Consider the following 22,601-nt stretch of genomic DNA (forward strand, 5'->3'; position numbering starts at 1 on the left):
CTTTGCACGAGTCGACGGTGATTCAACGAGCCTCATCGTATCTCAGAATGTGGATAGGTCCGGGTGTCTGGAGTCGGTGGGCCCGATGGAAGAGCAGCGCGGCTCGGCCATCCGGGCGAGATCGATTTCATCCACGAGGCGGAGGCGGCGGGCTCTGCGGCAACGTAGGTTGGATCCTAAGGACAGCATAGGAAATGCAGGACAGTGCAGGATTTGAGGAGGAGCCGTGAGCATGGGAACGGATCGCAACGACAAGGTCATTGTGGGCGCAGAGCCGGCAGCTGCCTCGGCGGGGGAAGAAGTCGACCCCAAGGGGCGACCGCTGGCGATCGTTCCGAGCTCGGTGCCGTGGCTCGAATTCGCAGTATTCGTCGCCGTCGCGGTGATCCTCGCCTGGCTCGTGTGCCTGCCGCTGTGGTTGAGCGGCGAGGGCCTCGGAAACGTGATGTTGGTGCAGGTCTCGGGGATGGCCATGATGTTCACCCCGCTGGTCGCTGTGGTCGTGGCGATGTTCGTCCAGCGCCGTCGCACCGGTGAGCCGCGGGCCAGCATCGTCAGGTACCTCGGCATCTGGCCGCTGCGCCCCTTCGGCCGGGTTCTGGGGACGACCGCACTCGCCTTCTTCGGGATATTCGTACTCGTTGCTGCGGCCTATCTGGTGGGAGCGGCCTTCGGGTGGATGCAGGTTGACCTCCTTGGCCTCTCTGGGTTCAAAGCGCAGTTGGCGCAGCTGCCCGGCCTGGACGAGGTCCCGGTGGCACTGGCGGTGATCGGCTACCTGGTGATCATGGCGCTGGGCTCGGTGCTCAACGTGATCGTCGCCTTCGGTGAGGAGGTCGGTTGGCGGGGCTGGCTGCTGACGAGCCTGCGTCCGCTCGGCACCTGGCCCGCGCTCATCATCGTCGGAGTGATCTGGGGCCTGTGGCACGCACCGCTGATCCTGCTCGGATACAACTTCGCACGCCCCGACATCACTGGTTTGGCCTTCATGGTCGGTGGTTGCATCATGCTGGGAATCCTGTTCGGGTGGCTGCGACTGCGCACCGGTTCGATCTGGCCGGCGGTTGCCGCACATGCTGCGCTCAACGGTTCAGCTGGAATGCTGCTCGGACTGTTCATCGATGGCTCCGCCGAGACACCGGACATGGCCTTGGTCTCGTTCCTGGGAGTGAGCGGCTGGATTGTGTCAGCGATCGTCATCGCCGTGCTCTTCGCCACCGGCCAGTTCCGCAAACAGCCCGAACTGGGTTTCAAGGCGCCGAAGGCTGCTGCGCCCGTGCCCGTTGCACCTGCGGCGAGTCCGACCGAGGCACCTGCAGCGAGGCCGACCGCAGCGCCTAGCAGCGAAGTGCTTTGAGGCTGAGGTCGAGCATCCGCTAGGCTCAAAACCCCACACTTGAAGGAGAACTCCATGGCACTAGGTTCATCGGCACTCGGTTCATCGTTGCTGCAGACAGCAGGACGCGTACTCACCGCACCGATCTTCATCACCGGCGGATATTCGGCGCTGACCAGCCCCGGCGGCCGTGTCGAAGCCGCGGCACCGACGCTCGACGCGATCCGCGAATACCTTCCGGTCCTGCCCGAAGACGATGAACTCCTGGTTCGCGCCAATGGCGGGCTGCAGCTCCTCGCCGGAACCACCATGGCGCTGGGCATCAAGCCGCGCCTGTCCGCGCTCGCCCTCGCCGGATCCCTGGTGCCGACCACGCTGGCCGGTCACGCCTTCTGGGACATGGACGGCGCCGACGCTGCCGCTCACAAGACCCACTTCTCGAAGAACGTTGCGGCATTGGGCGGACTCCTCCTGGTCGCAGGCGCTCAGACTACTAAGCAGGCAGCGAAGAAGGCGGCACAGAAGGCCGCGAAGAAGGCTCAGAAGAAGGCCCTGAGGCAGGGCTGAAACGAGTTTGACGCTGCCCTCGGGACGTCGCTTCCCAGTCCACCCCTTTTAGTTAGCTTAGGCTAAGCTCAGGAATGAAAGCATCACTGGGCGAAGGGGTGGGCGAGTATGGTCAATTGGCAACGCGGGGTCATGCGCCTGATGCGCATCACCAACCATGAGGTCGCGGTGACGCGGGTCGAGGACTTCACCGACTACTACCGTCGAATCCACTTCACGGGACCCGAGCTCCTGTCCGAGCTCAGCGAGGTCTTTCCCACTGTCTGGACTCGTCTCTGGTTCCCTCATCCGGAGAAGGGCCGCGGCCAAGTCAGTCAGCGTGGGTACACCTTCGTCGATGTTGATCTGACCGCCGGATCCTTCAGCCTCGACTTCGTCCTCCACGGCGATGAGACGAATCCCGCGGGAAGCGGACCCGCCAGCAGGTGGGCCGCGACCGCGACGCCGGGCACGAGGATCGAAGCCGCGCTGACACCCGCCCGCATCGATCTGCCTGATGCCACCGATCACGTAGTCCTCGCCGGCGATCTGACAGCACTGCCCGCCGTGAATTCCTGGCTCGACGCTTTCCCCGCCGAGGTGGCTGTGACCGTTGTGCTCGAAGATGACCATGATTCAGAGACCGTTTCAGACCTTCCCCGGACCGACCACCCGAATGTGCGGTGGGACTGGATCCCCCGCGACGGCCCGAATGGGCATGCCTTGGCCGAACACATACGATCACTTGGTCTCGACCAGAGCGGTCTCTATGTTTGGGCCGCAGGCGAACGCGGCCTCATCAAGCAGGTACGCTCCGTGGTCAAACAGGATCTGGAGCTGCCGAAGGATCACTACTTTTCACAGTTCTACTGGTTTGAGGGCAAACCCACCGGCTGAGCGCCTATGCTCGAGATATGGCGAAGGCACTTCTCATCGTGGACATCCAGAACGACTTCACCGAGGGCGGGGCGCTCGGCGTGGACGGTGGCGACCGTGTGGCCGAAGAGGTGACACGCTTTGTGGACACCCACGCCGATGACTACGACGCGATCATCGCATCCCGTGATTGGCATGATCCCGACAGCGACAACGGCGGCCACTTCAGCGAGTCCCCGGATTTCGTCGACACCTGGCCAGTCCACTGCGTTGCTGACACCCCTGGTGCCGAATACGATCCTCTGCTGACCACCGACGCCGTCACCCACCACGTGTGCAAGGGGCGGGGCACTCCCGACTACTCCGCCTTCCAGGGGACGACGGATCCGGGGGAGCACCTCGGCGATCTGCTCACAGAGCTCACCATCACCGAGGTGGATGTCGTCGGCATCGCCACTGACCATTGCGTGCGTGCCACGGTCCTCGACGCTCTGAAGAGCGGATTGTCCGTCCGCGTTTTGCAGGATCTCATCGCCGGTGTCGGCAAGGACTCTTCCACTTTGGCGCTGGCTGAGATGGACGCTGCGGGCGCCACGATCGCCTGATACTCGCGAGACTCAATCGAAAGTTGCAGATTTAGTCTGAACTCCTAGGCGATGTTTTCAGCTCAGAATATTGATGAGCTTAAGACATGAACACAACACTCACGAAAAGCGCGCACACACTCGTGTCGAAGCGCGGTTCGTGGTTCGTCCTCGGCGGGGTCGTCATCCTCGTCACCCTCCTCTTCGGACTCCTGTCCGGCGCAGGCGAGGACCGGGCCAACGAATCAGCTCCGGCCGACTCCGAATCCACCCAGGCCGCACAGCTCCTGCAGAAGTTCCCCGACGCCGACAAGCAGTCGGTCATGGTCGTGGCCTCCCATGACGATGGCTCGGTCCTCAGCGACACCGACCAGACCGAACTGGGGAAGCTGAGCGGATCGCTCGGGGACTACATCGACTCCGCCCAGAACAGCGATTCGAGCACAGACGCCTCGTCCGGTGATGCTGCATCCCAGGCGAGCGGACCGATCATGAGCGACGACGGCAAGGCTGCGCTCCTCATGGTCCCCATCGAGGTCGGCCTGAGCAACTCCGACACCGCCGATACTGTCGACGGACTCCGCGACTTCATCGCCGACGACTCTCAGGCCGGTGAACTCACGGACTCCGGAATGTCGCTCCTGGTCACCGGTGGTCCCGCGATCGGGGCCGACATCGCTTCGGCATTCGGCGGCGCGGACTTCACACTCCTCATCGTCACCATCGTCATCGTTGCACTCCTGCTCATCATCTCCTACCGCTCGCCGATCCTCTGGCTGCTCCCGCTGATCGTCATCGGCACCGCCGACGGACTCGCATCCACCGTGACCGCAGCAGTCGGTGACGCACTCGATCTGCAGTTCGACTCGGGCATCATCAGCGTCCTCGTCTTCGGCGCCGGTGCCAACTATGCGCTCCTGTTCATCTCCCGCTACCGGGAGGAGCTGGGCCGCGAAAGCGACCACCGTCTGGCACTTGGCTCCGCCTGGACCCACACCGCATCGACGATCCTCGCCTCGAACCTGACCGTGGTTCTGTCACTGCTCAGCCTCGTCTTCGCCGTCATCCCGGGAACCCGCGGACTGGGCATCACCGCAGCAATCGGACTCATCATCGCCGCAGCCGCCGTGCTCTTCGCACTGCCCCCGGTCCTCGCGATCTGCGGCAAGGGCGTCTTCTGGCCCTTTGTCCCGAAGGTTCAGGAGGGAGCCGAGGAGACGGCACCGAAAACCTCCGTCTGGAGGACCATCGCGACTCGGGTTGTCAAGCGCCCGGTCATCCACCTCGGCGCCGGAATCATCATTCTCGGTGTCATGGCCACAGGCCTCATCGGCACCTCGGTGGGACTGGACCAGTCCGAGAAATTCCGCGTGCAGTCCGAATCGGCCCAGGGCCTCGACGTCCTGTCCGAGCACTTCCCTCCCGGAGAATCGCAGCCGATCTGGGTTGTGACCGACTCGGCGCATGCCGAGGACGTCAAGGACTCCGTTGCTGACATCGATGGGGTCGTGCGAGCCAACGTCATCGACGAAACGAGCACCGGAGGAGACTCGATCTCGAAGATCATGGTCACCGGCGAATACGCGCCGGACAGCCCCGCCGGGCTCGACCTGGTCACGGACATCCGCTCCGACGTCCACGCAATCGACGGTGCCGACGCACAGGTCGGCGGCGCAGCGGCGACCGAACTCGACGCCCGCGACGGCAACGCACAGGACTTCCTGACCATCGCACCCCTGGTCCTGGCCATCAGCTTCATCATCCTCCTCGGCATCCTCCGGGCCCCGCTCGTGGCGGGCACCCTGCTCGTGGTCAACGTGGCGTCTTCGGCCGCGGCGATCGGACTCGGCGCATTCCTCAGCCGGACGATGTTCGGTCAGGGAGCCCTCGATGCTCAGGTTCCGATCCTCGCGTTCCTGTTCCTCGTGGCGCTGGGCATCGACTACTCGATCTTCCTGTCCCACCGAGCGAAGAAGGAATCGGTCGTCCACGGTGCCCGCCAGGGCATGATCGAAGCCGTCAGCCACACCGGCGGCGTGATCACCAGCGCCGGCATCGTCCTGGCCGGAGTGTTCGCGGCCCTGGGCATGCTGCCCCTGATGGTCCTGGGCCAGCTGGGACTCATCGTCGGAGTCGGCGTCCTCGTCGACACCGTGCTCGTGCGCACGGTCATCGTTCCAGCCATCTTCGGCCTGGCCGGCAACCGGATGTGGTGGCCAAACAAGGCGATCACGCACTCGGAGCACAAGTACGCCGATGCTGACGCCGCCGCAGCCGGTGACGAGGAGACTCGGGACCTCCAGCCAGCAGGCTCAACCCAGTCCTCGCCGGCCGGTGGCACAGAGTCCGACGGCACGTCGGCGGAGGGGACCCATCTCCTCGCCGAATCCGACCGGTACGAGGCCAGCGCCTCGGGAGGTCACGGCAGGCACTGACCATCGGTGCTGACCGCGGGCACTGACACAAAGCTGCTGACCGCGGGCACTGACTCAAGGTGCCGAGAGCTGATACAGGCGGCTGACGCAGTCAGCTCACACGGGCGGGGCCCGGACATCGAGACAACTCGATGTCCGGGCCCCGTCGCCGCAAGCGTCGACCGCCGAAAAACGCACGCACTCGCCGCAGATGTGATTGAGTTGGCAGGAATGACGACAGCAGGAATGACGACAAGCACGAAGAACGACTTGCAGGAAGGCGAAACCGTGGACACACGCGGGTGGACAGAGAGAACCATGGAGATCGGCCAGCACGCAATGGCCCTGGCTCTCACCGTGATCTCGTGCATCCGCGCCATCGACACCGGAGCGGCACCCCTGGCCGCGATCGCCGTGAGCATCGTGTTCCTCGCCTGGTACGCCCTCGGTGCCGTCCGGGCCGCTCGCAGCGGCGCGATCGTCCTGGCCAAATGGTGGCTGCTGGTCCTCGCCGGTGCGTGGCTGTGCACCTTGCTGGTCTCCGCCGAGTTCATCTGGATCGCCTTCGTCCTCTGGCTGCTCGCCGGTCACCTGTTCTCGTTGCGCATCGCCGTCGTCATCACCGCGCTGACCTACATCGCGACGGTCGTGGCACCCCTGGCCCACTACGGTGCGGTCGGCACCGCGAGCATCATCGGATCGCTCATCGGCGCGGTCTTCGCGCTCGGCCTCTCCCGTGGCTACATCGAACTCCTGCGAGAAGGGCGCAGGCGCGAAGAGCTGCTGCAGTCCTTGGAGCTGGCTCACCAGAATCTGCTGGACCTGCAGGACGAGCTCGCCCTGACCCAGCGTCACGCCGGTGAGATCCAGGAACGCACCCGCGTCTCCCGCGACATCCACGACACGATCGCGCAGGAGATCTCCTCGATCCGTCTCATCGCCCACGCCGAGGTGGACAGGACCACCGATGAGCACGCGCAGCAGGTTCTGCGCCAAGTCGAGGACCTCGCCGCGCAGAGTTCGCGCGACGTGCGCCGGATCATCGCCGCCCTCGCCCCGGCCGAGCTCGAGGACGGGGCGCTGACCGCGGCCATCCGACGACTGCTCACCCGCCTGGAGGAGGACACCTCCATCCGCGGTCGCGTCGAGGTCGACGAGACAGTTCCTTCCCTGCCCGCCGAGGTGGAGGTGGCGCTGCTGCGGACCGCGCAGTCCGCGCTCGCCAATGTCAGACAGCACTCTCAAGCCTCGAGGGTCATGATCAGCCTCATGGATCTCGACGGGTCGATCCGCATGGACATCGTCGATGACGGAGTCGGCATGGCTGATCCGGGCTCGCGGCAACGCGAATCGGAGTCAGGTTTCGGACTCGATTTCATCGGGTCGCGCATGCGCGAGCTGGGAGGCGAACTCGTCATCGAGACGACGCCGGGCTCGGGATTCGCAATCTCAGCCACACTGCCCAAGAATCCGATTCTGACCTCCCGGTCGGGAGCCGCGGTCGACGGTGAACCCAAGGACCACCTCGGCGGGGCCGATGGCGCCAATGGACAATCCACACAAGGAGACAGCGCATGACGATTCGAGTGATCCTCGTCGACGACCATCCCGTGGTGCGGGCCGGCCTGCGGTCCGTCATCGACGCCCCCGAGCACATCGCCGTCGTCGGTGAAGCCGGCAGCGGTGAAGAGGCACTGGCCGTGGTCGATGAGCTCGCACCCGATGTGGTGATGTGCGACCTGCGCCTGGGGGAGGGCATCGACGGCATCGAGGTGACGAAGCGACTGAACGCCTTGCCGCAGAAGCCTGCAGTCCTCATCCTCACGACCTTCGACAACGATTCGGAGATCGTCGCCGCCCTCAACGCCGGAGCGTCCGGGTATCTGCTCAAGGACATCAACCCCGAGGACATCTCGACTGCGATCGAGAAGGCCTCACGCGGGGAGACCTATCTACCGCCTGAGATCTCATCGAAGGTCATCGCCGCGATGCGCAATCCGGGCCCGAAGCTGACCCGACGGGAACGCGATGTGGTGAAGCTGCTGGCCACCGGTGCCTCGAACGCGCAGATCGCACAGGAGCTCTTCGTCACCGAGGCGACAGTGAAGAGTCACCTGGTCAACGTGTTCACGAAGCTGGGCGTGGACTCTCGATCGCGTGCCATCCGCGTCGCCGAGGATCAAGGCCTGGTGTAGCACTCGACATCGAGTCCGCGGGGATGAGGGCACAAGAGTTGTCCTGAAGTTCATCGACCTTCTCTGCCGTAATGACGGTCTGCCTGAGCTGGCCCGGCCAGAATAGTGAGAATGAGCGAGGCGATGGCAGACGTGGCGGATGAGCGTAAACATCCCGGCACGATCGGAGAAGTGTTCTGGGCGTTTCTACGCCTCGGCGTGACCTCGTTCGGTGGTCCGGTCGCGCACCTCGGGTTCTTCCGAGAGACCTTCGTCGCCCGTCGCAAGTGGTTTTCCGACGGGGCATATGCGGACCTGGTCGCATTGTGCCAGTTTCTTCCCGGTCCTGCCTCCAGCCAGGTGGGCATGGCGATCGGACTGCAGCGAGCAGGCATCGGCGGGCTGTTGGCAGCCTGGTTCGCCTTCACCATACCCTCGGCCATCGTGCTCGTGGCCTTCGCACTCGGCATCGCCGCTTTCAGTGGAGATGCCAGCATGGGGTGGCTGTCGGGGCTGAAGGCAGCCGCGGTGGCCGTGGTCGCTCAGGCGGTGCTCGTGATGGCAAAGAACCTCACTCCCGATGCCAAACGCGCCACCGTCGCCGGGGCCGCGATGATCATCATCCTGCTCATCCCGAGCCCGTTCGTGCAGGTAGCGGCGATCGTCCTGGGCGGTGTCGTCGGGCTGGCCTGGCTGCGTCGAGAGACTGCGCCTGACGAGGCGGCGCCTGACAGCGCCGCTCCGGTCGGTGCGGCCAGAGACGACGCTGCTCGTGAGGGTGCAGTGGAGAGTTCGGGCACGGGTGGGCAGCCTGCGAGAGGCGGCGTGCAGCCTGATTTTGGGGTGCGGATCTCCCGGAAGGTGGGCGTGGTCGCGCTGATCACATTCGTGCTGCTGTTGGTGGCACTGCCGATTCTGAGCGCAGTGACCAGTGATCCGAGTCTGCGCCTGGTCGACGTGTTCTACCGCGCTGGCGCACTCGTCTTCGGCGGCGGTCATGTCGTGCTTCCTCTGCTTGAGACGGAAACCGTCGCGACCGGACTCGTGGGACACGATTCCTTTCTCGCCGGATACGGCGCTGCCCAGGCGGTGCCGGGTCCGCTGTTCACATTCGCAGCGTTCCTCGGGGCCTCTGCGACGACGGGGCCGACGGGACTGATCGGCGCCGGTATCGCTCTGCTGGCGATCTTCCTGCCGGCAGCTCTCCTCGTTATCGCGGCACTGCCCTTTTGGGCGCGTCTTCGCCGCGCACAGGCTGTGCGCAGGGCACTGCTGGGCGTCAATGCCGCCGTGGTCGGCATTCTTGCAGCCGCTCTCTATGACCCGGTATTCACACAGGGCATCACCTCGCCTGCCACTTTGGCACTGGCCGTGGGAGTCTTCATCGCTCAGGTGAAATGGAAGCTGCCCGCCTGGGCCGCCGTCATCGCCGCCGGACTGATCGGGTTCGCGTTCCTCTGACGGACAGCGATGGTGTTGACATCCCATTCGGATTCGTCGAAACACACATGGAGCGTCGCCACCCCTGTGCGTGCACCGGGGTCTCGACACGACGGCGATGTGTTGAAGCTCGGTAGCCTTATACAGACGCGAATAATCAAGAACGTGCCGATTGCGTCAGACTGTAAGTTGAATAACTGATAAGTAACCGTTTGCGATGTCGCACCTGGTAGCAGGCCTGTCATTTCACGCGTTGAAGTTCGAAATGCGGCCTGGAGCCCGGACTCAACTGTGATGGTTCTTCTCCTCCAGGTAGGCTCTTCCATGCGGATCGGCAGTCCATGCCGGTCGAGACCGGTGGAGGCGAGCGATGGCAGATGGGGACAAGACACTGCCCGGTTCCCCCGACGAATCTGGCGTACGCCGCTTCGGAGCACTTTCGGGAAACACCAAAGGCATCATTCCGCAGACGGAGCAGACCGGCGACAGCGCCGCCTCAACCGAACCTCCGTCGGAGCCCCCAGCCGAGCCGCCGCTGCCGCGCGCCGGCGAACTCACATCGGCGAGCGAAGACGCCATCGTCGATCCTTCCGAGGCGATCCTCGAACGCATCGATCTCGACTCCTGGAAGTGGCCGAAGTACTTCGCCTTCGCTCTGACTCGCATGGAGGAGATCTTCCCAACTGGGGGCATTCCGCGCGGGATCGGCCCGGTCCGCGAGCTTGTGACCGAAGAGAACGATTTCCGTCCCCTGCCCATCGACCGCGAGAAGTGGTCCGGTGCTGACGAGAGTTGGTCGACCGTCGGCGACGTTCTGGCCAACACATTCACCGACGCCTGGATGGTCTCCCGTGACGGCATCGCGCTGGAAGAGGAATACGCCTGGCCGATGAAGCCTGCGCGCCAGCACATGCTGTTCTCGATCAGCAAGTCCATCGTTTCCGCGGTCGTCGGCGCACTCACCGACGCGGGCCTCCTCTCCCCAGGCGACCTGGTCACCACCCGCGTGCCCGCACTGTCCGAGAGCGGATATGCCGGGGCGACCATCCGCGACCTCCTCGACATGCGATCGGGCATCAAGTTCTCCGAGGAATACCTCAAGGAAGGATCCGAGATCCGGGACCTGTTCGAGGCGGTCGACTTCGCGCCGCGGACAGCCACCTCGGCGAACGGAATCAAGGACTTCCTCAAAGGCCTGACCAGCGAACGCGAGCACGGCGGTGCCTACGTCTACCGCAGCTGCGAGACCGACGTCTTGGCCTGGATCTGCGAAGCCGTCGTCGGGCAGCCCTTCTCCGTCATCGCCAGCGAATACGTATGGTCGAAGATCGGTGCGGCCCACGCGGCCCAGGTCTGCCAGGACCGGTGGGGCGGATCCATCGCCGATGGCGCCATCAGCACCACCCTGCGAGACCTGACCAGGTTCGGTGAGATGATCGCCCGCGGTGGAACCACGGCCGAGGGAGAACGTGTCCTCTCAGGCAAGTGGATCGACGATATCTTCACCGGAGGAGCCGATTCCGCCCAGGTCTTCGCCGACTCCCCGTCGGGCCTGTCCTACCCGGGCGGAATGTACCGCAGCCAGTTCTGGGTGCCCTCGGCCAGCCGCGACGTGGTCATCGGCATCGGCATCCACGGCCAGATGCTCTACATCGACCGCGCCACCCAGACCGTGGGCGTCAAGCTCTCCAGTGACCCTCAGCCGGTGAGCCTTGCCCACCAGCACGGCACCCTGGCCATGTTCGAGGCCATCGCCGAGGCGGTTCCCCCGAAGACTGAATCCGCGGCTGTATCGCCGGCGGCGTCCGCAGTCGAACCCTCGAGTGATCTCGGCAGTGCGGCTCCCGAAGCCCCAGCTCGGAGCGCTTCGGCCCCAGCATCGAACACTGCCGTGGCAGGTGCGCCCGCACCAGATGTCCCAGCTCCGAACGCTGCAGCTGCGCACGCACCAGATGTCCCAGCTCCGAACGCTGCAGCTGCGCACGCCGCGGTTCCCCGCCCTGCCGCAGCAGGCACCCTGATTCCGAACGTGGCCGCACCCGCCGCTGCCGCTAGCATCGCACCACAGCAGTACGTGCCTCAGTCCGGCATCGTCTGACTCGCGTTCAAACGCCGCTGCCCGCCCGCGTATGACGAAAACGGATGCATCCCACTGCTTCTGGCTGTAGCGTGACGAATTGGAACGATTTCGATCCCAGGAGGTAGCGCACCATGACTGATTTCTTCGATCGCGAAGGCGACGGAAAGTACGACAAGGCCTACAAGGAGACCACTCCGGACATCCTCAAGGCCTTCGGCGATTTCAACAATGCCGTCTTCGCCGAGGACGGGCGTGAGATCCCGCTGAAGTACCGCGAGCTCATCGCCTATGCCGTCGGACTGACCACCCAGTGTGCCTACTGCATCGATGCGCACTCGAACGCGGCGGTCAAGGCCGGCGCCTCGGAGACCGAACTGGCAGAGACAGCATGGACTGCCTCGGCGATTCGGGCCGGCGGCGCATTCGCCCACGGCCGCCTCGGCTTCAAGCTCACCGGAGCCCACGACCACAGCTGAATCGAACCGGGAGTCGTGCCTGATCCTCGACTGCTCAGAGTCGCTGATGAACGGGGCCCTTCGATTGCCTAGACTGAAGAGCAATCATGACTGAAGATTCCCGAACACCTCTGCGCAGAACACCCCGTCTGCAGCCGCACCGCATTCTCGTGCTGGCTCTGGGCGGGGTGTCTGCCATTGACCTCGGCGTTCCCGTCCAGGTCTTCGGCCGCAGCTCCAATGCGGTCAGCCCCACCTCAACGGTCCATCCCAGCGGCATCCTCCCGGGCGGAACCTGGCCCTACTCGGTTGAAGTGTGCGGAGCTGCTCCCGGACTGGTCACCGGTGCCGACGGTCTCTCCTACTGCGTCGATGTCGGCCTCGACGCGCTGGAATCGGCAGACACCATCGTCATCCCCGGCGCCACTTCGGTCGTCGACGATGAGCCATCGGCGGCCGTTGTCGGCGCTCTGCTCTCCGCGTTCGAACGCGGCGCTCGGATCGCCGCGATCTCGACCGGGACCTTCGTCCTCGCACGCACCGGTCTGCTCGCAGGCCGGCGTGCCACGACTCACTGGTCCACGGCGAAGGAGCTGGGCCGACGCTATCCCTCGATCGAGGTCGACGAGAACGTGCTGTTCATCGATGAAGGACCGTTGCTGACCTCGGCAGGAGCAGCCTCGGCGATCGATCTCTGTCTCCACCTCATCCGCCGCGATCACGGTGTGGGGCTGTCCAACCAGGTCGCCCGCCGGTTGGTTGCGGCCGCTTACCGCAGTGCCGGGCAGGCCCAATATGTGCCGCGCAGCGTGCCCGATCCGCTCGGCGAGGTCTTCGCCGACACCAGGCAATGGGCCCTGCAGCACCTCGGCGAATCACTGACGCTCACTGACCTCGCGGCAAATGCGGGAGTCTCCGTACGCACCTTCTCGCGGCGCTTCGTCGACGATACCGGGTACACGCCGATGCAGTGGGTGCTCAGAGCCCGCGTCGATCTGGCCAGGGAACTCCTGGAGAACAGCGACTTGGGGATCGAGCAGATCGCTGACCAGGTGGGACTCGGCACCGGAGCGAATCTGCGCATGCACTTCCAGCGCATCCTCTCGACCTCTCCCAATGAATACCGGCACACGTTCTCCGGGTGATTCTGGGAAAGGTTCGACCGGCGGTTTCGTCTGTGCACCGGTGGTGGCCCATACGCGTAGGTGCCTCATGCGCGTAGATGTCTCACACGGTGGTGGGGAGAACGCCGCCTTCGGCACGAAGCGCGGCGCCATTGGTTGCCGACGACTTCGCGCTGGCCAGATAGGTCACCAGATTCGCTATCTCCTCGGGTTCGATGAAGCGTTGGATGAGCGAGGACTCACGCACGAGTGTGGACTTCAACGCCTCGGGAGAGAGCGACTGCGCGGAAGCGATCTGCTCGACCGTGTCTGCTACGCCGGTGGAATAGGTCGGACCGCCCAGTACGGTGTTGACCGTGACACCGGTGCCACGGGTGAGTTTCGCGAGACCATTGCTCAGCGCGAGCGCAGCAGCCTTGGTCGCACCGTAGTGGATCATGTCAGCGGGCACATCCACGGCGGACTCGGTGCCGACGAAGATGATTCGGCCCCACCCCTGCTTCAGCATCGGCTTGAGAAGATGACGCGAGAGCCGGACCCCACTCATCACATTGATCTCGAATAGCCGCGACCACTCCGCGTCCGAGATCTCCTCAAATGGAGACACCTCGAAGTGTCCCACATTATTGACCAGCACATCCACGGGTTCGAGTGCGTCGAGGAGTGCATTGACTTGCCCTGAGTCAGCCAAATCAGCGGCTATCCCCGAGACATCGCAGCCGGGCACCAGGGAGCGAAGACTCTCAAGGGCTTCGGACACGCGGTGCCCATCGCGACCGTTGATCACTATGGTGGCGCCCTCTGCGGCCAGGCTCGCGGCCACCGCAAATCCGATGCCCTGGGTGGAGCCGCTGACGAATGCCCTTTTGCCTGAGATCTCTGTGTCCATGGTGCATCTGTCCTCTCGTGCCGCTGTCCACGGCAGCAATTACTTTCCTGAGTAAGTGAATCGTAGATGTTTTAACTTTCCTAGACAAGTGAAATGATAGAGTGGCGCTCATGATCGATGACCAATCCGCTGATGCATTCAATCCCGATGAACTTGAAACATGGGCGGCAGTGGCAACGCTTCTTGAGTGGCTTCCTGCGGCGCTCGACGCGCAGATGCAGGGTGATTCGGGGATCAGTCACTTCGAGTTCGGAATCCTCTTCGCCCTCTCGGAGGCTGAGGGGCAATCGCTTCGAATGAGTGAGCTTGCCGGTTACGCCAACAGCACACTGTCCCGCCTGTCGCGCGCAGTTGCACGACTGGAGCGGAAGCTGTGGGTCCGCAGGGCTCCGGATCCGAGCGACGGTCGCATCACGATCGCGACGCTGACCGACGCTGGACAGGAGGCTGTACATGCGGCGGCGCCCGGGCATGTTGCTCTTGTGCGCAGGCTCGTCTTCGATTCGCTGACTCGCACTCAGGCTTGCCGGCTGCGCGACGCCAGTCGAAGAATCACCGCCGCCATTCGTGCTGACGGCGAATGGCATTCCGGGGAATCGACCGTTGGCGAGCGTGACTGATCGGCACCTGAGCGGGTCGAATCTATGCTGGCCAGATACTTTCGGTATCTGGCAATACCTCTGGCTAGAACCTTGCGTAGAATGTCTCTCTGGCCACTGTTGTCTTCTGCGGGAACACGAGACTATAGAGATGTACCCACAAGCAGTACCTCTGACAAGGAGTGACATTGACTCGCATCGCCATCAACGGTTTTGGTCGTATCGGACGCAGCACACTGCGCGCTCTGATTGAACGCGGCAGTGGCCTGGAGGTCGTCGCCATCAATGACCTCGGCCCCGTCGAAGACCTGGCCAGGCTGCTCAAGTTCGACACCACGCTGGGCCGCTTCGCCTTCCCCGTCGAGGTCTCCGGCGATGAGATCATCATCGATGGAAAGCCGATCAAGGTCCTCGCCGAGAAGAACCCCGAGAACCTGCCCTGGTCTGAGATGAACGTCGACGTGGTCCTGGAATCCACGGGACGCTTCACCAAGGCTGACAAGGCGCGGGCGCACATCACGGCCGGCGCGAAGAAGGTCCTCGTCAGCGCCCCGTCCAAGGGAGCAGACGTCACGCTGGCCTACGGCGTGAACACCGAGGCCTACAAGCCCGAACACACGATCATCTCCAACGCCTCATGCACGACGAACGCTCTGGCGCCACTGGCCAAGGTCCTCGACGACCTGGCCGGCATCGAACAGGGCTTCATGACCACCGTCCACGCCTATACCGGCGACCAGATGGTCCAGGACGGACCGCACAAGGATCCCCGTCGTGCCCGGGCCGCCGCGGAGAACATCATCCCGACGTCGACCGGGGCCGCCAAGGCCATCGGCCTCGTGCTTCCGCAACTCGATGGCAAGCTCAGCGGCGACGCCTTGCGCGTGCCCGTGCCGGTCGGGTCGATCGTCGAGATCAACGCCATCGTGTCCCGTGACGTCACCCGCGACGAGGTGCTCGAGGCCTACCGCACGGCTGCCGACGGGGAACTCAAGGGAATCCTCGAGTACGAGACCGAACCGATCGTCTCCAGTGACATCGTCGGGCAGGCCGCATCCTCGATCTTCGACTCCGCCCTGACCCGTGTTGAGGGCAAGATGGTCAAGGTCACCGCCTGGTACGACAACGAATGGGGCTTTTCGAACCGCGTCGTCGACAATCTGGAACTCATCGCCGAAGGCTGAGAGTCCAGCGAGGCAAGCTGACCTTCCAGCTGACCTTCGAGCAAGACAGAAGCTGCCCCGATCGTGCACATCGCACGGTCGGGGCAGCTTCTTGTCTTACTCGGGTGGTCTCAGACGTCGTCTTCGGCGGGTGTTCCGCCCTCGTCTTCCCAACGCTCGATGGCGCGAACCTTGGCGCGGTTGAACTTCAGACGCACTCCGTAGCCGCCCTGGGAGTCATCGAGGACGAACCTGGCACCGAACTCTTCGAGGGCCTCGAGTACCCGATGCTCCTGCTGTTCGGTGAGGTCGTCGCGTCCCTTCTCGAAGTCCTTGAGTTCGGATTTCCTCACATCGGCCTTGGACGCCACGTCCTTGGCAGAGACTCGAACCAGGGCACGGGCTGCGCGAGCCAGCGGCCCGTCGAAGATCTGTTCATTGTTCATGGTCCATACCCTGCCAGAAGAACCTGGAACCTGCCAGAAACCGCCCCTGCCGCGCTGGCTGACGGCTCTGCCGCGCTGGCTGACACCTCTGCTGGCTGACTGCCGCTGCTGCTATGCGGAGTGCTGTGCGTTCTTCCGATGCTGTGCGGCCAGCCGAACGGGAGCATCGGGTGCACCGAATCCGAGGTAGTCGCCTCGGCGCTCGATCATCTCGAAGAAGACGGAGCCGATCGTCGATGTGTAGAAGTGCAGGAACTCACCGTGCTCGTCCCGATCGTAGAGCACATGATGGGCCTGCAGCCGCTGCAGGAACTCCGGGTCGAGGTCGAAGCGGGAATCGAGGTCCTCGTAGTAGTTCTGGGGTACAGGAAGGAAGTCCAATCCGCGTGAAAGCGCGGTGGAAGCGGCATTGAAGATGTCCTGACAGGCCACGGCCACGTGCTCCGGGTAGGACTCGGCCACTGAGCCGATTCCACGGCCCGCGACGGCTTCGGCATTCGGCTGCGGCGAGACGTTGAGCGGCATCCGAACCGATCCGTCGGTGCTCGACATGACCTGCGACCTGACCAGCCCTGAAGGGCTCGGCACGTCCTGTGAGGACTGGGCGTGCAGTGCCAGCAGCGAGGTGTAGAACAGGACGGCCTCGTCGTAGTGGTTCGACGGTTGGGCCAGGTTCACATGGTCGATGTGCGAGGTCTGCTCGTCGTGATCATGTCCGAATTCCTTGATCCACGCCGGTGTCGTCTCGTTGAATTGGTGGAAGAAGACCTCGGAGCCGTCGGGGGCGAACACGCCGCGCAGCACCTCGTCGTTGTGCGCCTGATCGCGGGGAACTTCGTCCGCATGCAGCAGCGCGGCGCGTTCCATGGCCGACTTCGAGTCGGCGACTTCGAATCCGATTCCGCGCAGGAATGTACCGTTCACCGGCGCCGAGGTGGTGCCCGCTTCCTCGGTCACCTCGCTGACGATGATGCGGGCCTTCCCCCGCAGCCACAGCTGCACGTGCGGTTTGCTGCGGTGATAGCCGATGAACTGGAACCCGAGTTGGTGCATCTGGCGAGTCAGGGCGCCGAGGTCATCGGTGCTCAGCTCCACATAGTTGATTCCGCGCGGTTCCTCCACCTCTGGCAGAGGCTGCAGATCAAGGCCCGAGCCGGGATCCGCAGACTCAGCAGCGGCCGCAGATGCGTCGGCAATGCTGGCCTCGAGCCAGCGCAGCGAGCGCAGGCCGTCGACGGCGGTCCGGTTGGTATCGCCCTGCCGGAACGAGTCGTTGAAGACTTCAAGCGATACCGGCCCGGCGTAGCCTGTGGCGGCGATCCTGGTCAGGAAGTCGCTGAGATCCCAGGCGCCCTCACCGGGGAAGACACGGTGGTGGCGAGACCAGCTGAGGACGTCCATGGTCAGTGCGGGCGCGTCGGCCAGTTGGAGGAAGAAGATCTTGTCTCCGGGAATCTCCGCAATGCGACTGAGATCCGTGTTGCGCGAGAGGATGTGGAAGCTGTCGAGGCAGGTCCCGATCCGAGGGTGGTCGGCGGCCTTCACGAGGTCCCAGGCATGGTCGTATTCGGAGACGAACCGACCCCAGGCCAAAGCTTCGTAGGCGATATTCACGCGATGGCGGTCGGCCAGATCGCCGAGGCGACGCAGCTGTTCCACGACCACGCCGTCATCGGCGATGGTGGCAGTCCCGACGTTCGAGCACAGCAGCATGGTGTCGATCCCGAGACGGGCCATGAGCTGGAATTTCGTCTCCGCCCGCTTCAGGTTCTTCTGAAACTGCGCCTCGTCGACGCCTTCGAGATCCCGGAAGGGCTGGTACAGATCGAGGCTGATGCCAAGATCGGCAGCCAACTTCGCGATGGCCTCGGGGGAGTCGGGGGAGACGACGAGGTCCTGTTCGAAGATCTCGACTCCGTCGAAGCCGGCCCGCGCTGCGGCCCGAAGCTTCTCTTCCAGAGTTCCTGACAGGCAGACTGTTGCTATCGACGTTCGCATGGACGTCCTTCCTTGCTTCTCATCACCGGCAGTTCTTCATCACCGGCACGCTTCTCAGTGTGAGCGTGCAGCGTGGACTGTGTCGATCTCTTCGAGGCTCAGCCCCTTGGTCTCCTTCGCCGTCATCGCGGCCAGTGCCGTGAAGACGCAGACACCGGCGGTGAACCCGGCGACGGAGATCCAATTCTCTCCCGAGGCGCCGGCGACGGCTGAGGCCAGTACTGGGGCGAGTCCGCCGGAGACGGCGAAGCCGATCTGCGTGCCCAGAGCCAGCCCGGTGACGCGAACGGTGGTGGGGAACATCTCCGCGTAGAACGAAGGCCAGATCGAGTTGGCCATCGAGTAGGCGCAGCCGGACATGATCGAACCGCAGATGAAGATGAGGGTCCAGTTTCCGCTTGAGACCGCAGCCAGGTAGGGGAACATCATCAGCCCGGCCCCCAGTGCTCCGATGATGAAGACGGGTTTGCGGCCGATGCGGTCAGAGAGGATCGCTGCGGCCGGGATTGCGAGCAGAGCCACCCCGTTGGCAATGACCGAGACCAGCAGCATGGTCGACCGTTCGAGGCCGACGATCGAGGTGGCGAATGACAGCGACCAGACGGTGAAGACCATGTTCACGGTGTTGACCATGGCGCAGGCCGCCACCCGCAGAACCGCGGCTTTGTGCCAACGGAAGACCGCCATCAGCGGGGGGTGCTCATTGCGAGCTTCCTTGAAGGCAGGCGGCTCGTCCAGGCCGCGGCGAATCAGCCAGGCGGTCAGCACCACGAGTGCCGAGAGCCAGAAGGGTACGCGCCAGCCCCAGCTGAACAGCGCCTCCTCGGGGAGGAAAGCGGTGAAGGGGATGAAGACCGCGGTCGCCAGCAGGGTGCCTGCCTGGGTGCCGTGCAGCGTCCAACTCGTCGTCCAGGCGCGCTTGGTCTCCTCCGAGTGCTCGAGGGAGACGCTGATCGCGCTCGCCTGCTCGCCGGCAGCGGAGAGCCCCTGGATCACTCGGCACAGCACCAGCAGTATCGGCGCGAGATATCCGACCTGGTCGAAGGTGGGCAGGCAGCCGACGACGAAGGTCGAGAACCCCATGAGGAACAAGGTGAGCATGAGGACGAACTTCCGACCGAACCGGTCTCCCAGGGGCCCCATGACGAGGGCACCCAGCGGGCGAACGACATATGCGACGCCGACGGTGCCCATCGCCAGAAGGATGGCCATGCCCGGAGCGGTCGTGTCTGGGAAGAACAGGACGTTGAGGACCAGAGCTGCGGCGGTTCCGTAGACCGCGAAATCGTAGTACTCGAGAGCCGAGCCCGTCCAGCTCGACAGTGCCGCCCTCAGCGGGGTCTTGGCGGGACGAGCGTCATCGGTCGCGTTGATCATGCTTCCTCGCATCTCTCTATTGCCATAATGTGGAAGTCGTTGTTACAGTGTGGTTTACAGTGTGATCGAGATGACATAGTCTGTCAACGTTCAGTTCACGTCAATGAGCCACGTTCAGTTCACCCAGTCGAACCACTCAGTCGAGCCGAGGAGGCGAAGAATGCCGACCAAGGGATCCAACTCCGTGACCAAGGCCTTCGATATGCTCGAACTCCTCGGTGACCATGCAGAGGGCATCAGCGCAGCCAGAGCCGCAGAGCTCACCGGCCATCCCTTCAGCACCGCCTACAGGCTGCTCGGCGGCCTCGTCGAGACCGGATACGCGGACTACGAGCCCTCCACCAAGGCCTACACCCTGGGGTTGGAGGTCTTCCGTCTCGGGCAGAAGGTTGCGCATCGTCGCGGCTTCGCCGGATCGTCCAAAGACCTGCTGCAGGCGCTGACGGCGTCCACGGGGGAGTCGAGCATCCTCTCCGTTCGCCGCGGCAATGCCGCGCTCACGGTGATCACCGTCGACGGCCCGCAGTTCCGGACCACGACGGATCCCGGCGACGATTCGCCGCTGCACACCTCGGCGTTGGGACAGGCGCTCCTCGCCCACGACCCGAAGCGCGATGACACGATCGGTGAGCTCGAACTGGCGCCGCGGACTCCGAACTCCATCACCGATCCCGCACAGCTGCGAACCAAGCTCGAACAGATCCGCGCCACCGGCTGGGCGGGACAGTCCGAGGAGAATGACGTCGGCATGAACGCCCTGGCCGTACCCGTCTTCGACCTCGACGGTCGCCTGCTGGCGGCCCTTGCATTGGCCGCACCGGTGTTCCGCCGAACCTTGGACGAGCTCATCGAATTCGTCCCCCAACTGACCGAGACGGCGGCCGCGATCGCCGCCAGATTGCCCAGGTGACCATGCAGACCGTCCTCGTCCTCAACGGACCCAACCTCAACCTCCTCGGCGTGCGCGAACCCGAGATCTACGGCCACACCACTCTGGCCGACATCGAGGACATGTGCACCGCAAGTGCCGCCGAGGCTGGCCTGGGCGTCCGTTGTATCCAGAGCAACCACGAGGGCGAGCTCATCGATGCCGTGCACGAGGCCCGAGAGACCACCGTGGGTGCCATCATCAACGCCGGCGCCTATACGCATACGTCTCTGGCACTTCACGATGCGCTCAAATCCTATGATCATCCGATCATCGAAGTGCACCTGAGCAACCCGCATGCCCGCGAATCATTCCGTCACCACTCCTATCTCTCACCCGTGGCAGCCGCGGTGATCGCCGGTGCCGGCGCCAAGGGGTATGTGCACGCGCTGGAGATCCTGGCCGACAAGCTCGGTACCGCGGCCCTCTGAACAGCGGCGACCACGTCTGACACGAACACCACACGCACCACACGAAAGTGAGACTATGACCCGGTCACTGCTCCTGGGACTCATCGGCGAAGGCATCTCCGCCTCCCGCACCCCGCGCATGCACGAGAATGAAGGAGCTGCGCACGATCTGACCACGATCTACCGCACGATCGACATCGCCGAGGAGCGACTGGCCACAGTGCCGCTGACTGAGCTGCTGACATCGGCGGTGAACCTCGGCTTCGACGGGCTCAACATCACCCACCCCTTCAAACAGCAGGTCATCGACCACCTCGACGAGGTTGCCCCCGGCGCTCGCCGGATCGGCTCGGTCAATACGGTCGTCATCGACGAAGCTGGACGGACGATCGGTCACAACACCGACGTCACCGGGTTCGCACGAGGATTCGAAGCCGGACTCGAAGGTGCTGCAAGGAATCGCGTCGTGCAGATCGGTGCAGGCGGAGCAGGACGCGCCGTCGCCTTCGCGCTGTCAGAGCTGGGGGCCAAGGACCTCGTCATCGCCGACATCAGTGCACAGCGAGCTCAGGATCTGGCCGCCGAGATCGGGGGCCACGTACGCGCGATCTCAACACAAGAGCTGGAGCCGGCCATCACCTCGGCGGACGGGATCGTCAACGCCACCCCGGTCGGCATGGCGGCCTTTCCTGGGACGCCCTTCGACACCGGGCTGCTGGATCCGCAGACCTGGGTCGCCGATGTCGTGTACTTCCCACTCGAGACCCAACTGCTCCGGGAGGCCATGGACAAGGGGTGCCGGACCCTCGACGGTTCAGGTATGGCCGTCAACCAGGCGATCGATGCCTTCGAACTCTTCAGCGGATGCAAGGCCGATCCGACGCGGATGCGCGAGACCTTCCTGTCCTTCGGCGCCTGAGTTCAGCTGTCTCGGCGAGCGAGGTCAGACACCTCGGCGCTTGACTTCACCGAGGCGTGAAGTGGCGGCTCACTGTGCGTTCTTCTGCTTGCGATATTCCCGGATATAGGTGATGACGAAGATGCCGACGATGATCGCCAAGGTCAGCCACAGCGCGTACTTGTCGACGACCTTGAGCACATCGACGGCGGCTTCGCCGAGCTGATAGCCCAAGGTCGTCCAGATGATGGTGAAGAGCAGGCAACCCAGGAGGTCGGCGATGAGGAACAGTGACAGTCGCATCCGCGTCCAACCGGCGACGAGGTAGACGAGGGTTCCCGGTACTCCTGGGCACCGCGAGACGATGGTCATGAGGAACAGGGCCCAGTTGGGGATCCGCTTGAGGGATTCGATTCGCTTGAGCTGTCGTTCGTTCTGGGCGAAGAGCCGCAGGATTCCGTCGCCCCAGCGTCGGCCGGCCAGCCAGAACGCCCAGTCGAGTTTCGCCATTCCGATGAATCCCGCAACGACGACGAGCCACAGCGGAATCTCGCCGATCCGTGCGTAGGCTCCGGCCGCGACGACCGCGGTCTTCGCGCCGTTGATGAATTCCTGCAGGACCGGTGCGTTGACCAGCATCCAAGGGCGCAGCGGCATGAGTCCCAGGTAGACGAGAGGGACGCCGATGATGAGGAAGAGCAGCACCTTGTCCAGGCGCGAGGCCTTGCCCTGCCATGGTTTGAGCGCGGCCCAGGGGCTCTCGTCGGAGGAGTCAGCGCTTTCGGATTCCTCGAACCGGGCCTCGTCATCGGGCAGACGGTTCTCACTCATCAATGGCTCCTGCATGGGGCTGTGCGGTCGGCG

Annotated in this window: 21 protein-coding genes; 16 read left to right on the forward strand and 5 right to left on the reverse strand. The window is 64.1% G+C overall.

Annotated features, from left to right (window positions below; translation table 11 throughout):
• Window positions 1-232 precede the first annotated feature (232 nt).
• The 11 genes from HX613_RS06420 (at window position 233) to HX613_RS06470 (ending at window position 13,050) form a co-directional block, all read left to right on the forward strand.
• Window positions 233-1,357, forward strand: a complete 1,125-nt coding sequence (locus HX613_RS06420) for a CPBP family intramembrane glutamic endopeptidase (protein ID WP_235344574.1) — start codon at window positions 233-235, stop codon at window positions 1,355-1,357.
• A gap of 54 nt (window positions 1,358-1,411) precedes the next feature.
• Window positions 1,412-1,903: a DoxX family protein gene (locus HX613_RS06425; RefSeq protein ID WP_235344575.1), complete on the forward strand. Its 492-nt coding sequence runs from the start codon at window positions 1,412-1,414 to the stop codon at window positions 1,901-1,903.
• Between the two features lie 108 nt (window positions 1,904-2,011).
• Window positions 2,012-2,779 carry a siderophore-interacting protein gene (locus HX613_RS06430; protein WP_235344576.1) on the forward strand — a complete coding sequence of 256 codons (768 nt, stop codon included), beginning with the start codon at window positions 2,012-2,014 and terminating at the stop codon, window positions 2,777-2,779.
• Window positions 2,780-2,796: 17 nt separating this feature from the next.
• Window positions 2,797-3,363, forward strand: a complete 567-nt coding sequence (locus tag HX613_RS06435; RefSeq protein ID WP_235344577.1) for an isochorismatase family protein — start codon at window positions 2,797-2,799, stop codon at window positions 3,361-3,363.
• Window positions 3,364-3,449: 86 nt separating this feature from the next.
• Window positions 3,450-5,777, forward strand: coding sequence for an MMPL family transporter (locus tag HX613_RS06440; RefSeq protein ID WP_235344578.1), 2,328 nt, complete (start codon window positions 3,450-3,452; stop codon window positions 5,775-5,777).
• Between the two features lie 225 nt (window positions 5,778-6,002).
• Complete coding sequence (locus tag HX613_RS06445; protein WP_235344579.1) at window positions 6,003-7,334, forward strand: sensor histidine kinase; 1,332 nt, start codon at window positions 6,003-6,005, stop codon at window positions 7,332-7,334.
• The gene (locus HX613_RS06450) at window positions 7,331-7,951 is read left to right on the forward strand and encodes a response regulator (RefSeq protein WP_235344580.1); all 621 of its coding nucleotides are present in this window, start codon (window positions 7,331-7,333) and stop codon (window positions 7,949-7,951) included. The genes HX613_RS06445 and HX613_RS06450 overlap by 4 nt, the downstream gene beginning before the upstream one ends.
• Before the next feature lie 111 nt (window positions 7,952-8,062).
• Complete coding sequence (gene chrA / locus HX613_RS06455; RefSeq protein ID WP_235344581.1) at window positions 8,063-9,391, forward strand: chromate efflux transporter; 1,329 nt, start codon at window positions 8,063-8,065, stop codon at window positions 9,389-9,391.
• A gap of 349 nt (window positions 9,392-9,740) precedes the next feature.
• A complete protein-coding gene (locus HX613_RS06460) occupies window positions 9,741-11,468 on the forward strand; it encodes a serine hydrolase domain-containing protein (RefSeq protein ID WP_235344582.1) in 1,728 nt (575 codons plus the stop codon).
• A 113-nt stretch (window positions 11,469-11,581) separates the two neighbouring features.
• Window positions 11,582-11,926 (forward strand): carboxymuconolactone decarboxylase family protein, encoded by a 345-nt coding sequence (locus tag HX613_RS06465; protein WP_235344583.1) that lies wholly within the window; start codon window positions 11,582-11,584, stop codon window positions 11,924-11,926.
• A gap of 86 nt (window positions 11,927-12,012) precedes the next feature.
• Window positions 12,013-13,050, forward strand: coding sequence for a GlxA family transcriptional regulator (locus tag HX613_RS06470; RefSeq protein ID WP_235344584.1), 1,038 nt, complete (start codon window positions 12,013-12,015; stop codon window positions 13,048-13,050).
• Between the two features lie 82 nt (window positions 13,051-13,132).
• On the opposite strand, the gene HX613_RS06475 is transcribed toward HX613_RS06470, so the two are convergent.
• Window positions 13,133-13,918: an SDR family NAD(P)-dependent oxidoreductase gene (locus HX613_RS06475; RefSeq protein ID WP_235344585.1), complete on the reverse strand. Its 786-nt coding sequence runs from the start codon at window positions 13,916-13,918 to the stop codon at window positions 13,133-13,135.
• Between the two features lie 110 nt (window positions 13,919-14,028).
• Between HX613_RS06475 and HX613_RS06480 the strand changes: the two genes are divergently transcribed.
• On the forward strand, window positions 14,029-14,538 hold the full coding sequence (locus HX613_RS06480) for a MarR family winged helix-turn-helix transcriptional regulator (protein WP_235344586.1): 510 nt from the start codon (window positions 14,029-14,031) through the stop codon (window positions 14,536-14,538).
• Window positions 14,539-14,705: 167 nt separating this feature from the next.
• Window positions 14,706-15,701 (forward strand): type I glyceraldehyde-3-phosphate dehydrogenase, encoded by a 996-nt coding sequence (gene gap / locus HX613_RS06485; protein ID WP_235344587.1) that lies wholly within the window; start codon window positions 14,706-14,708, stop codon window positions 15,699-15,701.
• A 110-nt stretch (window positions 15,702-15,811) separates the two neighbouring features.
• On the opposite strand, the gene HX613_RS06490 is transcribed toward gap, so the two are convergent.
• From HX613_RS06490 to HX613_RS06500, 3 genes are all read right to left on the reverse strand, one after another.
• Window positions 15,812-16,126 carry an XRE family transcriptional regulator gene (locus HX613_RS06490; protein ID WP_235344588.1) on the reverse strand — a complete coding sequence of 105 codons (315 nt, stop codon included), beginning with the start codon at window positions 16,124-16,126 and terminating at the stop codon, window positions 15,812-15,814.
• A gap of 111 nt (window positions 16,127-16,237) precedes the next feature.
• Entirely contained in the window at window positions 16,238-18,124 is a 1,887-nt protein-coding gene (locus HX613_RS06495; protein WP_235344589.1) for a bifunctional sugar phosphate isomerase/epimerase/4-hydroxyphenylpyruvate dioxygenase family protein, read from the reverse strand.
• Window positions 18,125-18,178: 54 nt separating this feature from the next.
• Window positions 18,179-19,501 (reverse strand): MFS transporter, encoded by a 1,323-nt coding sequence (locus tag HX613_RS06500; protein WP_235344590.1) that lies wholly within the window; start codon window positions 19,499-19,501, stop codon window positions 18,179-18,181.
• Window positions 19,502-19,661: 160 nt separating this feature from the next.
• Here HX613_RS06500 and HX613_RS06505 point away from each other — a divergent pair, with 160 nt between their 5' ends.
• The 3 genes from HX613_RS06505 to HX613_RS06515 are packed head-to-tail and all read left to right on the forward strand — an operon-like array spanning window position 19,662 to window position 21,758.
• Complete coding sequence (locus tag HX613_RS06505) at window positions 19,662-20,411, forward strand: IclR family transcriptional regulator (protein ID WP_235344591.1); 750 nt, start codon at window positions 19,662-19,664, stop codon at window positions 20,409-20,411.
• A 2-nt stretch (window positions 20,412-20,413) separates the two neighbouring features.
• A complete protein-coding gene (gene aroQ, locus HX613_RS06510; RefSeq protein ID WP_235344670.1) occupies window positions 20,414-20,860 on the forward strand; it encodes a type II 3-dehydroquinate dehydratase in 447 nt (148 codons plus the stop codon).
• A 55-nt stretch (window positions 20,861-20,915) separates the two neighbouring features.
• A complete protein-coding gene (locus HX613_RS06515; protein WP_235344592.1) occupies window positions 20,916-21,758 on the forward strand; it encodes a shikimate dehydrogenase in 843 nt (280 codons plus the stop codon).
• A 69-nt stretch (window positions 21,759-21,827) separates the two neighbouring features.
• On the opposite strand, the gene HX613_RS06520 is transcribed toward HX613_RS06515, so the two are convergent.
• Window positions 21,828-22,568, reverse strand: coding sequence for a DedA family protein (locus HX613_RS06520; RefSeq protein ID WP_235344593.1), 741 nt, complete (start codon window positions 22,566-22,568; stop codon window positions 21,828-21,830).
• Window positions 22,569-22,601: the final 33 nt, after the last annotated feature.

The sequence above is a fragment of the Brevibacterium sp. UCMA 11754 genome, assembly GCF_021532275.1.
In the GTDB taxonomy this organism is placed as follows: Bacteria; Actinomycetota; Actinomycetes; order Actinomycetales; family Brevibacteriaceae; genus Brevibacterium.